The organism is Paenibacillus sp. FSL H7-0442, assembly GCF_038593105.1.
Taxonomy (GTDB): domain Bacteria; phylum Bacillota; class Bacilli; order Paenibacillales; family Paenibacillaceae; genus Paenibacillus; species Paenibacillus polymyxa_D.
In genome coordinates this window covers 1097501-1111113 of record NZ_CP151963.1, presented here as the reverse complement: position 1 = coordinate 1111113, position 13613 = coordinate 1097501, and the positions used below count along the sequence as shown (strand labels likewise).

Sequence of the window (13613 nt, the reverse complement as noted above, 5' to 3'; positions counted from 1 at the left end):
GCCTCCTTTTGGATCTCGGGGTCCTGATTTGTTTGCCAATCAGCTGAAGTCTCTTCATTTCGCCGCAACCTCCTTGGAAATGTAAGCGCTACAACTCTATTGTACAAATCCTTGTCCATTGGTAAAATCAACATTTTCAACCGATTTATATAGGATTTCAACCTAATAGAGGGATACTGTTAGATCGGCAATCAACCAAGCTACGACAGATTTATCTGAATTAAGATTACAGAGGATGGAGAGACAGGAAATTTAGATAGAGAGCAAGGGAGGCATTTTTAGATATATCGGGGTGTGATCAGATTATACAAACGGACACCGTGAAATTGAGAAATTTAATTTGAGTTGCTGTAGTGGGGAATCGTTACGTTGGGTTTTCCAGATGCGAAGGTATTTATTTAATAGATTCGCTCCTAAGGTAGAATTTGGAGTCTGCGTATGTAAAGAATTTCTGGGATAGGGTATGGGGTATTTGCTGCTTAGTGATTATTTTCAGACATTTGATCCTCCCCGTGCCGTCATTCTTTAAAGTTCGATTATAGTCCATATTTATCTGTTAAATAGGTGGTAGTGAGAGGATTAGGCAAACATTTGGCACGAACGGGATAACGATCGCTTTGTCATCTGTTGCATAATAAAGATGTGAAGTGGGTGTCTGTTATGAATATGAATTGTAGTTGATTTACACATAATAATTAAAAATACTGGAGGATTTTATATGCAAAAAGTAACTTTGAACAATGGGGTTGAGATGCCTGTACTCGGTTTTGGTGTTTATCAGATCCAAGATGCAAATGAATGTGACAAAGCGTTTATGACGCTATTATGGCAGGCTATCGGCTGATAGATACCGCTGCCTCTTATTTAAATGAAGAAGCAGTTGGCAGAGCGATCAAACGTAGTGGCGTGACAAGAGAGGAGTTATTGATCACTACGAAACTTTGGGTTCAGGATACGGGTTATGAGCGTACAAAAAAGGCATTTGAAAAATCACTGGATAGATTGCAATTGAATTATTTGGATTTGTATTTAATTCACCAGCCATATGGAGATGTGTTTGGTTCTTGGCGCGCTATGGAGGAATTGTATCGTGAAGGAAAGGTCCGTGCAATCGGCGTTAGTAACTTCCATGAGGATCGCCTGATCGATTTGATTATTCATAATGAAGTAATTCCTGCCGTGAATCAGGTTGAAACGCACCCATTCAACCAGCAAATTGAAAATGCAAAATTCATGAAAGAGAATAATGTTCAGATCGAATCCTGGGCGCCTTTTGCTGAAGGGAAAAATAACTTGTTCCAGAATGAAATATTGGTATCCATAGCTGAAAAGTATAATAAATCCGTTGCTCAGGTGGTTTTACGCTGGTTGACACAAAGAGAAGTTGTTGTGATTCCAAAGTCTGTTCGTAAAGAAAGAATTATCGAAAACTTCTATATCTTTGACTTTAAGTTAAGCCAGGAGGATATGGAGTCGATTACTACGTTAGATACGAAACAGAGCCTGTTCTTTTCACATCGCGATCCTGACATGGTGAAATGGATCGGTACCCGTAAACTCGATATCTAACCATCTTTTAAAAGATCACCCGTAGGTTTTGATTACGCCAAAAGAACCAACAATTAAAAGTATGGAGTAGATGCCCTAAGGATATCTACTCCTCTTTTTCGTTTGCGGTATCAATGTATTTATTAAGCTAATCTGCTCGTTAGTTGAGAAGACGACAGCCACTTTATCGTCTGCCGTCTCCTCGTGTTTATTGATCTATCGTTGATATTGGCATTATTATCGAAAAATACTGCATTTATTTCCCTCTATGCAACCTGCGTAATAACAAGGTGCGCGGAAACTGGTCTTGTTCCTCCAGCTAGTGGAGTGATCGTGAGTGCCGCGGCATTGCCAGCAGGATTTCGCACTGTGAGTACTGAATTAATGACCGTTGTTTGCACAAGAGCCATTCCTACTATTTGAGAAGTACCTGTTGCACGCCCGACCACCGTATAAGCCAGATCAGCGCCGTTGAGTGTTAAAATGAGTTGACCCGGTTCGTTTACACCTACCTGAAACAAAACCTGATAAGTGCCAATTGTAGCCAAGTTAAAAGAGCTCGCATTTATACGGGTAATTGCAGTCCCACTGATTGGACCATCTTGCGGAAAACTTACGTCTGTATCGGGAGCAACAGTTGCTGCATTATCAGGAGGCATCAAGGCAAAGAAATCTGCAAAGCCTAATACTCCACCTGCCGGCCCTGCGGGTCCCGCTGGACCTGTTGCTCCTGCTGCTCCTACTGGTCCCGCTGGTCCTACTGCTCCTGCTGGTCCTGCTGGTCCTGCTGGTCCTGTTGCTCCTGTTGGTCCTGCCAATCCAGCTGCACCAATTGCTCCTGCAATCCCTGCAAGTCCCTGTGGGCCAAGTGCTCCTGCAAGTCCTTCGGGGCCAAGTGCGCCTATCGCTCCTGCAATCCCTGCAAGTCCTTGGGGACCAAGTGCTCCTGCAAGTCCTTGGGGACCAAGCGCCCCAAGTGCTCCTGCAATCCCTGCCAATCCTTGGGGGCCAAGTGCTCCTGCAAGTCCCTCGGGGCCAAGTGCGCCTATCGCTCCTGCAAGCCCTGCCAATCCTTGGGGGCCAAGTGCTCCTGCAAGTCCTTCGGGACCAAGTGCGCCTATCGCTCCTGCGAGCCCTGCCAATCCTTGGGGGCCAAGTGCTCCTGCAAGTCCTTCGGGACCAAGTGCGCCTATCGCTCCTGCAAGCCCTGCCAATCCTTGGGGGCCAAGTGCTCCTACAAGTCCTTGAGGTCCAGCTTCTGCAATTGCTCCCGCAAGTCCTTGAAGTAATTGCTGACCTTTAGGTGGGGGACACGGTACCCGCACTATTTTTTTAATAACTAGAAGACGTCGTTTCTTTTTTTTCCCTTTTGGATGGCAAACAATTGCGGTTTTCTTTTTGCACGATTTTTTTTTATCCAGAAAACTCAACAGTTTCTTTTTTCTTTTCTTTTGGATGGCAAACATTTGTGGTTTTCTTTTTGCACGTTTTTTTTTATCCGGACAACTCAACAACGACACCTCCCTATAAATATGGTTCAGTGTACGCGAGTTGTTTATTTTAGGCATGGACGAATAGCCGGTTATTCTCTAGACTAAAATCCATTTTTAGAATATTGGGTGTTAAGTAGGGTGATGTTATACCACAAACCACACCACTCTTTCAGTATAATTACATAATTTAAATCGTCCTTCACTGCGTCAACCAAAATCACATTTAGTTCTTTTTTTGTACCTCACAGTGGCAGTGTGCTCCCTGTTCTAAATTCAAGTATCGTTCCCGTTAATTGAATCATTTCTGTGATAATACAACAAAGCGTTCGACTCCGTAATATTTTTCTCCTAGGCTCACTATCCTGAAACCAATCCTGCTCACATCATTGATCCACCTTGTAGATTCTTCTGGTAAGCGCCTGGTCATCATCGGTCCATGATATTTGGAGCTGTTCGCGGGTTTTTGAGTGCAGGCAGTAGAATACCATCGATTAGCGCTGTGAAGAAAGACTTGTCGAACGGTTTGCGCTGGATGAGTCCACGAAAAGAAGCCATTGAAGTAATGACCTGGCAAGCCATCTCAATGTCCGCGTGAGCAGGAATTTCACCGCGGACGACGGCTCGGTTCATAAGCTCGCGGTTTACAACAACCCATGGCTCGAAAATTCCGGCTGTTCCTGCTTCGGCAAATTCCGGATGCTGCAAAAAGGAGCCTAGGCCCGCTAGGACTCGAAATTTGCGTTCTTCTTCCGCGATCGATTGCGGCTTCAAAAGCACGAGGAGATCTTCGCGCAAGGTTCCTGTATCAGGCAAGCTTTCGAGCTCAAGATGATTTCGATTCATCCAGGCCAAGGCGTCTCGGACTAACTCCGCCTTGGAAGACCAGCGGCGGTAAACCGTCGCCTTCCCAGCCTTTGCTCGAGCCGCGACCATGTCCATTGTCATACCATCGAAACTCGTATCGGCGAGGATGGCGATTGCCGCCTCAAGGATTTTATCATCCCGCGTGTGATCTCTCTTGCGTCCCAATGTTTGCGCAGGCTTTTCTGCCACAACCTCAGATAATTCGCCCCTCTCAGACATTTCCTTTTTTATTTTACTCATAAACTTAGCTCCTTTTAAAATATATATTAAGAAACTCATTAGTTCCGGAACTTTACAGTTTCGTTTTTGTGTGATTTAATATCATTATCCCACATCCAACGGGAAATATATAGATGGTGCCCCATACCAAAAAGGAGATTACGACCATGCAGGACAAACCCATAGCCTTGATCACCGGTGCCAATAAAGGAATAGGTTTACAGATTGCGAAGGATCTAGCGGAACACGGCTTCACCGTGCTCGTTGGATCACGCAGCCTCGAGAATGGAGAAACTGCCTCCAAAAGCATCGGTTCGGATGCGCACGCTCTCCAGCTCGACGTTACCGATCAGGACTCCATTGTTGCTGCAGCAGAGCGTATTCGGAACGAATTTGGTCATCTCGATGTACTTGTGAACAATGCGGGCATATCACACGCAGGTAAACCGGACGATCCGTTTCCGAGCAGTGGCGCGACGAGCGGTCTTTTGACCGTTGCTTCGCTCGAAGACATTCGTTCGGTTTATGAAACTAATGTTTTTGGTGTCATTGCTGTCACCCAAGCCATGTTGCCACTTTTACGTGAGGCTCCGGCAGCACGCATCGTCAACATGGGCAGCACCGGCGGCTCCCTTAGCTGGAACTCCATTCCGGAAAACTCACATCGTGCGATGTTTGGGGCCTATTCGGCATCAAAATCGGCTGTTCATGCGGTGACACTTGCCTTTGCCTTTGCGCTTGAATCGACAAACATCAAGGTCAATACGGCCTGTCCAGGTTTTACATCGACTGCGCTCAATAATTTTGCTGGCACTCGTAGTGTTGAACAAGGGGCGCGTGAAGCGGTCCGGCTTGCGATGATTGGTGCGGACGGTCCAACAGGAACGTTCTCAGATGAGGATGGACCCATCGCGTGGTAATTATAATTTATACAACAATGGTTAGTAGCCTAAGGGGGATTTCATGATGCGTGTTTTCGTAACAGGAGCGACAGGTTACATCGGTTCCGCTGTCGTCCGTAAACTCATTGATGCGGGTCATCAGGTCGTCGGTCTTGTGCGCTCAGACAATAGCGCTGCGAAACTAAAAGAGGCCGGGGCCGAAGTGCACCGCGGTGACATTGACGATCTCGACAGCCTTCGTAGTGGCGCGGCTGCTGCGGATGGCATTATTCATCTGGCATTCAATCACGACTTCTCGAACTTCGCCAGGACACTCACAGCAGATCTGCACGCCGTCGAAGCGATGGGGGCGGCGCTGGAAGGGTCCGGGAAGCCGTTCGTGATCACCACGCACGCCAATGGAGTGGCAGCAGAAAACGTAATGTTATTGCTGGCTGAGCGCGGAGTGCGGACATCGATCGTAGAGCTTTGTCCTTCGGTACACGGTGAGGGTGACACAGGATTTGTGCCGGGACTGATCAACATCGCCAAAACGAAGGGCTTCTCAGCCTATGTAGAAGAGGGGACCAACCGCTGGCCGGCTGTGCACCGCCTTGACGCCGCACATCTATACCGCCTTGCGTTAGAAAAGGCACCCGCCGGTTCACGACTAAATGGGGTCGCAGATGAAGGCGTGCCATTTCGCGACATCGCAAGTGTTATCGGTAAACACCTGAACGTGCCTGTTGTCAGCATTTCACGTGAAGAAGCAGATACCCACTTCGGCTTCCTCAGCACACTTGCAGCGCTCGATATCCCGAGATCAAGCGTTGCAACTCAGGAACTTCTGGGATGGCGGCCTGTGCAACCTGCACTGATCCACGACCTCGAACAGTCTCACTACTTCAACAACTGATTGGAGACGAGATCGAGAATCGATCATGGGCCGCTTAATAAAGCACTTGAGAAAAGCGAAGCAAGACATGGACTAACAACAACATGTATGAAATAGAAGTTTGGATATTAAAACGAGATCAACACGAGTGCATACCACACTAAGTGTTGTTATCTTCATTCGCATCAAACTATTCTGGCTAATCGTATTGTTAGCTCACTTCCCACAAGAATTTTTCATCTTCACTTATGGCATGGTTCACCGCGTTGGCTGAAGGGGCAAGTTCTCAAAAAAAATAGTCTCCTTATCAGAGACTACCCGCGATCTTCCTGTTTGATAATCATACGATAAGCGGTAGCTTTTCATCATTCTTTCAAAAAAGGGCCATCCTTTTGCGGGATAGCCCTTTCTTTAATTTCACTTTTTTGCAAAGAGAATAAGGGGCTGGTTTCCTCCATTTGCGCTTTTGCTTACTTTAATATTGTCCTTTAATTACAAAAAACGAACCCCGAATTGTTCCAGCTAGTTTAGACTTCTGCCTAGCAAACTTAAACTTCCCTTCTAGCTCCTTTGGTACCTCCATCCCCTCAGAAAGCTTAAAACCAACGGCCCGCTTCTTAGGGTCATCCACCGTATACATGACATTGATTGCAAGACCATCCTCATAAAAAACGTAGGTAAATTGGATATTTTCCACTTGAAAACGCGACGTTTCTAAAGGTTTAGCCGCAAATGCAATATCACGTTCTTCTATCAAAATTTGGTTCACATATTCAAGGCTCTCCTGGCTTTCGCTAGCTGGTACAACCGTAAACTCATGCTTGTATTTGTTCATAAAATAACGGGCCTCATTAGCACGTAAACCAGCAAGCGCTTCTGCTACAGGTGATGACTCTAAACCAACCGTAGATACATCTTTAAAATCAACGAGATACGACATTTCATTCCTCCTCTTCTCTCTTTACGCCCTAACAGCTTCCGCATTTCACCAAAATCAAATTCATTCCTCAAGTTTGTAGAAACACACTTATAGCCAGACTTCAAATTAATTCTTTTATCTACCACATAGTATACCAAAATTGATTCAAGAGAAGATTTGAATGGCGAATTTGTTAGTTTGTTAAATAGTGTTCACATAGACTGGTATTCACAAACACCGCTTTAAATATTCGACCAGCGAGATAATACGATGCTGCCTATAGTTCCTCGAGGTCGGGAAATTAAGGACTCAGAGTATGTCCTAACAAAAAACTCTCGGCCTGTGCCCTGAACCTCCATTAAGGAGGTTCAGATTCACAAGCCAAGACATTTCCATTCATGATGGTAGCCGTTAGGCCATGTTTGTTTGGGAAAGACCCTCTGCATGGAAGGGGGCGTACCCGCATATGTAAACCAAATAAGTACGATACCTATCTATCATGAAAATATAGATGCACGGTTGAAGAATTATATCGTGCCTATCATTGCGCTAAACTTTGTAACGGTTATACACGAGCGTCAAATGAAAAAAACCGCCGGGGACGACAAGTTGTTGCGGCAGATGATCGCCGCTATGGACGAAGGCTTTCGCGTGGTTAGAGGCCTTACAATATCCGCTAACGCCGGCCGCGCAAGCATCACTAATCCGCAAACGATCGGCGTTGATGCGCCTTTTTACGAAAATTTATCATAGGATGCCGATCAGCCGACTGGTTGACGGATCCGTAGGGGAAATCGTAGCTTTGAGCTGCGTGTTTCACCTTTGGAAGGAACAGACCCGGGTCCCTACACCCAACTGGGACGAGCTGGAAAAGCGTTTTGAAGCCAAGGTCAACCGTTCATAACTTTTACCCGAGGAGTAATCAACCGAAGATGATTTTATTTCTACAAAGAAGACTTTGATCATTATAAAACAAGGGGCGTTCAGTTGCTTGAATCTCCGAAACTTATCGCGACAGCATGACGCGTTTACCGGTCTATATATTCAAATTAAACTGCAGTTCCAAGCCGCATTGGATCAGATGTCTCCTGAATACAAGGGTGTTTATCGGAGATCTTCATTCTGCGGTGTCGTTGAAAACCTTATTGGAGTTCCCCACCTCTGATGCCGTTCTGAAAGCCGGTGTCTGATAAAAATATAGTATTAGACTGAATTGAATATAGTAATAGCGGCATCCTTGGACTGAAAAAGGAGAAAGTCCTAGACTACCGCTGTTCTTTATTTAACTAACGTTCCTCGTTAGTTGAATAAGCACGCTTTCTTTTATTACACAATATCTTCGTACTGTTCAGTATTTCTATCATTCATCTTTTACTTTTATTATGAGAAGTGTTAGACTAATATAGGTTTTATATACTTATTACCGATTACTAAGATGTGTAATCAATGAAAGGATTTGATGAATGTGGAATCGACTAATTTCAAAGTTATACCTGAAAAACTTAAAGGTAGGACGATTGAAGATGTCGCCATCACTACTAATGCTGTGGTTATTAAATTTACTGATGGTACTTATTTAGATATCTATCTCGATGAGGCTGCACAAACATTAAAGACATCAACAAACAAGCTGGATAGTTAACTCAACACTTTACACTTAGCTATCATTTTCCCAGCTTCCTCCTTCACAGTTTGCGTCAAATGCAACATAAAACCTCCACTTATCTTGTTCAACTAAACTGCCCGTTAGCTCAATGAAAAAAAGCAGCCCCTCATGAACTGCCCTACTGCTACTCACTTCAACAATAGGATGAGTTCATTCAAAGGCTACCTAATTTACCAAGTAATCCAACCACTCGTTCGTTTGTAACTGTGTAGGAGCTCGTATTCTTCACTACGCATCAGTCGTTTCATTTTTGTTCTATACAGACGATAATCATCTTTTCTTGCTATCTTACATTCTTTGTTGTAATGAACACTCTTGATTCCTTTACGGAAATCCTTAAGCTTCTCTTTTCTTGGATCTTTGGGCTTATTATTGATCTCCAGACTTTGCTGTTTCTCATCTTCCCAGAATTGAATCTCTTCCCGTGTAAACATCTTCATCCCCGTTGTGCCGGGTTAGATTTTGGCATTTGAAGCCATGACCTTAGACACAACTAATAGAAGAAGATCTTCGGATTGAACATTAGCTCACCTCTGATTTTATTCTCCCTTATTTTAACATATTTATAACTATCCTGCCCTTTAGTTTAATAAAAAGAGAGCAGACTTGAAGCGCCTGCTCAACATTGTGTGTTATTTAACTATCGTTCCTCGTTAGTTGTACGCCCTATCCATAGAAAGCCTCGTGTGCACCTGTCATATCTGGCATCGTGATATCCATGGTCACCATGTCCAGTTGCTTCTCAGACGAAGAAGACTCCGGTCAGCGCTTCGCTCAAAGCCTATTGAACGGTAAGCAGATTGAAGTTTTGGATCTGGTGCGGTTGCTTCTCTCGCCGATACCAGAGTTAGGTTGCGGGGTGCTGGAGGCGGGGTAATTTCCGATGAAATTTTCTGTCTGCATGCTGATATTGCCTTCAAGAATTGAACTACGAGCTGAAACTTAAGTATATGGAGGAGATTGGCTTGGAGTTTCTACTGCTTGTGATGTCGATAAAAACAGTTTAAAAGTAAAAAAGGAGAGATGGCATAAAAATAAGCCATCTCTCCTTTTTCATATATATAAAGCGGGTAATGGGAATCGGACCCACGCTACCAGCTTAGAAGGCTGAGTTTTACCATTGAGCTACATCCGAAATAGATGCCGGTGAGAGGACTCGAACCTCCACGGTTTCCCTCACGATTTTGAGTCGCGCGCGTCTGCCAATTCCGCCACACCGGCTTATGAAGTTAATGGCGTCCCCTGAGAGATTCGAACTCCCGACCTTTTGATTCGTAGTCAAACGCTCTATCCAGCTGAGCTAAGGGGACTAATAAATGGAGCGGACGACGGGAATCGAACCCGCGACCCTCGCCTTGGCAAGGCGATGCTCTACCGCTGAGCCACGTCCGCAAAAAACAAGATGCGCGTGGAGGGACTTGAACCCCCACGTCAAAGACGCTAGATCCTAAGTCTAGTGCGTCTGCCAATTCCGCCACACGCGCATGTAATACAATGGTGAGCCATGAAGGACTCGAACCTTCGACACCCTGATTAAAAGTCAGGTGCTCTACCAACTGAGCTAATGGCTCGTAAAACTGGTGGAGGATGATGGATTCGAACCACCGAACCCGTAAGGGAGCAGATTTACAGTCTGATGCGTTTGGCCACTTCGCTAATCCTCCAAAATGGTGCCGGCGAGAGGACTTGAACCCCCAACCTACTGATTACAAGTCAGTTGCTCTACCAGTTGAGCTACACCGGCATATTAAGTTAAATGGCGGAACCGACGGGATTCGAACCCGCGATCTCCTGCGTGACAGGCAGGCATGTTGGGCCTCTACACCACGGTTCCAGAGGCAACTCTCTTAGTTGAAAGTAATTGCGGAGGCAGGATTTGAACCTGCGACCTTCGGGTTATGAGCCCGACGAGCTACCGAACTGCTCCACCCCGCGACAGTAATAATTATTTATTTTTCAAATGGTGGAGGCTGAGGGGCTCGAACCCCCGACCCTCTGCTTGTAAGGCAGATGCTCTCCCAGCTGAGCTAAGCCTCCGAATTACTATGACCCGTAGGGGATTCGAACCCCTGTTACCTCCGTGAAAGGGAGGTGTCTTAACCCCTTGACCAACGGGCCATGCAATAAAATAATTCTGGCGGAGAGAGAGGGATTCGAACCCTCGAGACGCTTTTGGCGCCTACACGATTTCCAATCGTGCTCCTTCGGCCAACTCGGACACCTCTCCACATGGCTCCCCGAACAGGACTCGAACCTGTGACAACTCGATTAACAGTCGAGTGCTCTACCAACTGAGCTATCAGGGAATATTGGTGGAGCCAAGGGGGATCGAACCCCTGAGCTCCTGCGTGCAAGGCAGGCGCTCTCCCAGCTGAGCTATAGCCCCATCTAAAAAATCAATTTTGTATGTATAATCAATAGCCTGATAGGCGAAAAAAATCCCCATTGTGGGGTTGCTTGGCGACGTCCTACTCTCCCAGGACCCTGCGGTCCAAGTACCATCGGCGCTGGAGGGCTTAACGGTCGTGTTCGGGATGGGTACGTGTGGAACCCCTCCGCTATCGCCACCAAACATGAATTTGCTACGCAAATTCTTCCGTACGGCTATTCAGTTCATCACTTATCGTGTGAATGAATAGCCATGCGCTTGTTGTATGTCACTTGTACATACCTTCAAGGTTACACCCTGAAAACTGGATCCGAAACTCATTGCGTCTTATCTTAGGATAAGCCCTCGACCGATTAGTATTGGTCAGCTCCATGCATTACTGCACTTCCACCCCCAACCTATCTACCTCGTCGTCTTCAAGGGGTCTTACATACTGGGAAATCTCATCTTGAGGGGGGCTTCACGCTTAGATGCTTTCAGCGCTTATCCCTTCCGTACATAGCTACCCAGCGGTGCTCCTGGCGGAACAACTGGTACACCAGCGGTACGTCCATCCCGGTCCTCTCGTACTAAGGACAGCTCCTCTCAAATTTCCTACGCCCACGACAGATAGGGACCGAACTGTCTCACGACGTTCTGAACCCAGCTCGCGTACCGCTTTAATGGGCGAACAGCCCAACCCTTGGGACCTACTTCAGCCCCAGGATGCGATGAGCCGACATCGAGGTGCCAAACCTCCCCGTCGATGTGGACTCTTGGGGGAGATAAGCCTGTTATCCCCAGGGTAGCTTTTATCCGTTGAGCGATGGCCCTTCCATGCGGTACCACCGGATCACTAAGCCCGACTTTCGTCCCTGCTCGACTTGTAGGTCTCGCAGTCAAGCTCCCTTCTGCCTTTGCACTCTTCGAATGATTTCCAACCATTCTGAGGGAACCTTGGGGCGCCTCCGTTACTCTTTAGGAGGCGACCGCCCCAGTCAAACTGCCCACCTGACACTGTCCTCGCACCGGTTCACGGTACCAAGTTAGAACCTAGATACGATCAGGGTGGTATCCCAAGGATGCCTCCCTTCAAGCTGGCGCTCAAAGTTCTACGGCTCCCACCTATCCTGTACAGATCGTACCCAAATTCAATATCAAGCTGCAGTAAAGCTCCATGGGGTCTTTCCGTCTTGTCGCGGGTAACCTGCATCTTCACAGGTATTAAAATTTCACCGGATCTCTCGTTGAGACAGCGCCCAAGTCGTTACGCCATTCGTGCGGGTCAGAATTTACCTGACAAGGAATTTCGCTACCTTAGGACCGTTATAGTTACGGCCGCCGTTTACTGGGGCTTCGGTTCATAGCTTCGCCCCGAAGGGCTTACCACTCCCCTTAACCTTCCAGCACCGGGCAGGCGTCAGCCCGTATACTTCGCCTTGCGGCTTCGCACAGACCTGTGTTTTTGCTAAACAGTCGCTTGGGCCTTTTCACTGCGGCCCCCTCGGGCTATTCACCCTACCGAGGCACCCCTTCTCCCGAAGTTACGGGGTCATTTTGCCGAGTTCCTTAACGAGAGTTCTTCCGCGCGCCTTAGAATTCTCTTCTCGCCTACCTGTGTCGGTTTGCGGTACGGGCACCTTCTCCTGGCTAGAGGCTTTTCTTGGCAGTCTGAGATCATGACCTTCGCTACTACAATTTTCGCTCCCCATCACAGCCCAGCCTTACGATGTGCGGATTTGCCTACACACCAGCCTCACTGCTTAGACGGACATCCATCAGTCCGCGTCACTACCCTACTGCGTCACCCCATTGCTCATAACGGATTACGGTGGTACAGGAATTTCGACCTGTTGTCCTTCGACTACGCCTATCGGCCTCGCCTTAGGTCCCGACTTACCCTGAGCGGACGAACCTTCCTCAGGAACCCTTAGGCTTTCGGCGGATCTGATTCTCACAGATCTTTTCGTTACTCATACCGGCATTCTCACTTGAATGCAGTCCAGCGCTCCTTACGGTACACCTTCAACCCGCATTCAACGCTCCCCTACCCCTGATGCAAGCATCAAGCCATAGCTTCGGTGGTGTGTTTAGCCCCGTTACATTTTCGGCGCAGAGTCACTCGACCAGTGAGCTATTACGCACTCTTTCAATGGTGGCTGCTTCTAAGCCAACATCCTGGTTGTCTGTGCAACTCCACATCCTTTCCCACTTAACACACACTTGGGGACCTTAGCTGATGGTCTGGGCTGTTTCCCTTTCGACAATGGATCTTAGCACTCACTGTCTGACTCCCGGAACTAAATCTATGGCATTCGGAGTTTGACTGAGCTTGGTAACCCTTGCGGGCCCCGCACCCAATCAGTGCTCTACCTCCACGATTCTTCTTTCCGAGGCTAGCCCTAAAGCTATTTCGGGGAGAACCAGCTATCTCCGGGTTCGATTGGAATTTCTCCGCTACCCCCACCTCATCCCCGCATTTTTCAACATGCGTGGGTTCGGGCCTCCAGTGCGTGTTACCGCACCTTCACCCTGGACAGGGGTAGATCACCCGGTTTCGGGTCTACGTCCACGTACTCATTCGCCCTATTCAGACTCGCTTTCGCTGCGGCTTCAGCTCTTCACCTTAACCTTGCACGGGAACGTAACTCGCCGGTTCATTCTACAAAAGGCACGCCATCACCCATAGATCGGGCTCTGACTTCTTGTAAGCACACGGTTTCAGGATCTATTTCACTCCCCTTCCGGGGTGCTTTTCAC

General features: G+C 47.2%; 10 protein-coding genes, 14 tRNA genes, 2 rRNA genes and 2 pseudogenes (1 of these 28 cut by a window edge). 8 read left to right on the top strand and 20 right to left on the bottom strand.

The genetic code is table 11. The features are described from left to right. The first annotated feature begins 718 nt into the window (after nt 1-718). Nucleotides 719-1569: pseudogene (locus tag MHH57_RS05040) on the top strand (aldo/keto reductase). Between the two features lie 245 nt (nt 1570-1814). On the opposite strand, the gene MHH57_RS05035 reads toward MHH57_RS05040, so the two are convergent. Beyond that, nucleotides 1815-2873, bottom strand: coding sequence for a collagen-like protein (locus tag MHH57_RS05035; protein ID WP_342434894.1), 1059 nt, complete (start codon nt 2871-2873; stop codon nt 1815-1817). A 594-nt stretch (nt 2874-3467) separates the two neighbouring features. Continuing rightward, nucleotides 3468-4124, bottom strand: a complete 657-nt coding sequence (locus MHH57_RS05030; protein ID WP_342434893.1) for a TetR/AcrR family transcriptional regulator — start codon at nt 4122-4124, stop codon at nt 3468-3470. A gap of 167 nt (nt 4125-4291) precedes the next feature. On the opposite strand from MHH57_RS05030, the gene MHH57_RS05025 reads away from it, so the two are divergent. Next, complete coding sequence (locus MHH57_RS05025) at nt 4292-5044, top strand: SDR family oxidoreductase (RefSeq protein ID WP_342434892.1); 753 nt, start codon at nt 4292-4294, stop codon at nt 5042-5044. A gap of 46 nt (nt 5045-5090) precedes the next feature. Further along, the gene (locus MHH57_RS05020; protein ID WP_209950072.1) at nt 5091-5921 is read left to right on the top strand and encodes an SDR family oxidoreductase; all 831 of its coding nucleotides are present in this window, start codon (nt 5091-5093) and stop codon (nt 5919-5921) included. Nucleotides 5922-6375: 454 nt separating this feature from the next. On the opposite strand, the gene MHH57_RS05015 is transcribed toward MHH57_RS05020, so the two are convergent. Then, complete coding sequence (locus MHH57_RS05015) at nt 6376-6840, bottom strand: phage tail protein (RefSeq protein WP_342434891.1); 465 nt, start codon at nt 6838-6840, stop codon at nt 6376-6378. Between the two features lie 423 nt (nt 6841-7263). On the opposite strand from MHH57_RS05015, the gene MHH57_RS05010 reads away from it, so the two are divergent. The 4 genes and pseudogenes from MHH57_RS05010 to MHH57_RS04995 all read left to right on the top strand — a co-directional run bounded on the left by MHH57_RS05010 (nt 7264) and on the right by MHH57_RS04995 (nt 8461). Further along, the gene (locus tag MHH57_RS05010; RefSeq protein ID WP_342434890.1) at nt 7264-7572 is read left to right on the top strand and encodes a hypothetical protein; all 309 of its coding nucleotides are present in this window, start codon (nt 7264-7266) and stop codon (nt 7570-7572) included. Nucleotide 7573: 1 nt separating this feature from the next. Then, nucleotides 7574-7723, top strand: a complete 150-nt coding sequence (locus MHH57_RS05005) for a hypothetical protein (protein WP_342434889.1) — start codon at nt 7574-7576, stop codon at nt 7721-7723. Between the two features lie 38 nt (nt 7724-7761). After that, nucleotides 7762-7994, top strand: a pseudogene (locus tag MHH57_RS05000) (IS110 family transposase); the annotation flags it as partial. 290 nt (nt 7995-8284) lie between these two features. Further along, nucleotides 8285-8461: a hypothetical protein gene (locus MHH57_RS04995; protein ID WP_196765492.1), complete on the top strand. Its 177-nt coding sequence runs from the start codon at nt 8285-8287 to the stop codon at nt 8459-8461. Nucleotides 8462-8655: 194 nt separating this feature from the next. Here MHH57_RS04995 and MHH57_RS04990 read toward each other — a convergent pair whose 3' ends face one another. Further along, nucleotides 8656-8919, bottom strand: coding sequence for a hypothetical protein (locus MHH57_RS04990; protein ID WP_231109524.1), 264 nt, complete (start codon nt 8917-8919; stop codon nt 8656-8658). A gap of 293 nt (nt 8920-9212) precedes the next feature. On the opposite strand from MHH57_RS04990, the gene MHH57_RS04985 reads away from it, so the two are divergent. Then, on the top strand, nt 9213-9362 hold the full coding sequence (locus MHH57_RS04985) for a hypothetical protein (protein ID WP_209950076.1): 150 nt from the start codon (nt 9213-9215) through the stop codon (nt 9360-9362). A 264-nt stretch (nt 9363-9626) separates the two neighbouring features. Here the strand turns inward: MHH57_RS04985 and MHH57_RS04980 are convergent. The 16 genes from MHH57_RS04980 to MHH57_RS04905 all read right to left on the bottom strand — a co-directional run. Continuing rightward, nucleotides 9627-9706, bottom strand: a tRNA-Leu gene (locus MHH57_RS04980). A gap of 12 nt (nt 9707-9718) precedes the next feature. After that, nucleotides 9719-9795: transfer RNA gene (locus tag MHH57_RS04975), tRNA-Arg, on the bottom strand. A gap of 7 nt (nt 9796-9802) precedes the next feature. Continuing rightward, nucleotides 9803-9877: transfer RNA gene (locus MHH57_RS04970), tRNA-Gly, on the bottom strand. A gap of 11 nt (nt 9878-9888) precedes the next feature. Further along, nucleotides 9889-9969: transfer RNA gene (locus MHH57_RS04965), tRNA-Leu, on the bottom strand. Nucleotides 9970-9980: 11 nt separating this feature from the next. Continuing rightward, nucleotides 9981-10056 (bottom strand) — tRNA-Lys (locus tag MHH57_RS04960). 7 nt (nt 10057-10063) lie between these two features. After that, a tRNA-Tyr gene (locus tag MHH57_RS04955) sits at nt 10064-10149 on the bottom strand. Nucleotides 10150-10153: 4 nt separating this feature from the next. Next, nucleotides 10154-10229: transfer RNA gene (locus MHH57_RS04950), tRNA-Thr, on the bottom strand. Nucleotides 10230-10242: 13 nt separating this feature from the next. After that, nucleotides 10243-10319, bottom strand: a tRNA-Asp gene (locus MHH57_RS04945). A gap of 27 nt (nt 10320-10346) precedes the next feature. After that, nucleotides 10347-10420: transfer RNA gene (locus MHH57_RS04940), tRNA-Met, on the bottom strand. 26 nt (nt 10421-10446) lie between these two features. Beyond that, a tRNA-Val gene (locus tag MHH57_RS04935) sits at nt 10447-10522 on the bottom strand. Nucleotides 10523-10531: 9 nt separating this feature from the next. Continuing rightward, nucleotides 10532-10603: transfer RNA gene (locus MHH57_RS04930), tRNA-Glu, on the bottom strand. Nucleotides 10604-10620: 17 nt separating this feature from the next. Beyond that, nucleotides 10621-10712: transfer RNA gene (locus MHH57_RS04925), tRNA-Ser, on the bottom strand. A gap of 3 nt (nt 10713-10715) precedes the next feature. Further along, nucleotides 10716-10791, bottom strand: a tRNA-Asn gene (locus tag MHH57_RS04920). 4 nt (nt 10792-10795) lie between these two features. Continuing rightward, nucleotides 10796-10871 (bottom strand) — tRNA-Ala (locus MHH57_RS04915). 69 nt (nt 10872-10940) lie between these two features. Continuing rightward, a 5S ribosomal RNA gene (gene rrf, locus MHH57_RS04910) occupies nt 10941-11057 on the bottom strand. A 150-nt stretch (nt 11058-11207) separates the two neighbouring features. Further along, a 23S ribosomal RNA gene (locus MHH57_RS04905) occupies nt 11208-13613 on the bottom strand (it continues 521 nt past the right edge of the window).